Origin of the sequence: Macrococcoides caseolyticum (assembly GCF_002902665.1) — a bacterium.
GTDB classification, from domain to species: Bacteria; Bacillota; Bacilli; order Staphylococcales; family Staphylococcaceae; genus Macrococcoides; species Macrococcoides caseolyticum.
In genome coordinates this window covers 1-541 of record NZ_PPRM01000120.1, presented here as the reverse complement: position 1 = coordinate 541, position 541 = coordinate 1, and the positions used below count along the sequence as shown (strand labels likewise).

General features: G+C 23.7%; 1 protein-coding gene. It reads right to left on the bottom strand.

What is annotated here, in order from left to right:
* Positions 1-541 (bottom strand): hypothetical protein (locus CD152_RS12035; protein ID WP_169926213.1); only part of this gene is annotated, 541 nt, incomplete at both ends.

Here is a 541-nt window from a genome sequence, read left to right as displayed (position 1 = left end):
TTATTTAGTAATTCAAGACCTATAAGTGTTAATTTGGTTATAAATGCTGAATCTCTATTGCAACCCAAACTCTTTACAGATAGGAAAAATAAGATTATCCCCATTTTAAATATATTAGAACGTGAAGATGATAAGTAGTCTTCATCAATTTTAATTTTTTCACCAATATTCAATTCATTAGAAATTGATAATTCATTTATTCTAGAAATATATAAATGACTTACAATACCATTATTGTGGGTTAATATATTTCTTCTCTCAAAAACCTCACTTATTAAATCAATTAATTCTTTATTAATACTATTAAAAGACTGTGCTTTTTCCTTTGTATAATTTGAAATGAAGGTAGTTAACCATTTATTAAAACTATCATACATCATATCAACTACCTTTTGTTCTAGTACAAAATCTTTCAAATCCTGCATGGTTTCTAAATGTTTGATATCATTATATTTTATTTTTTGATCATTTAAAATATCTTGATTGCTTACACTTCGAATATAATTAACAGTTAAGTTAGAAACTAAACTTTCTAATAAAC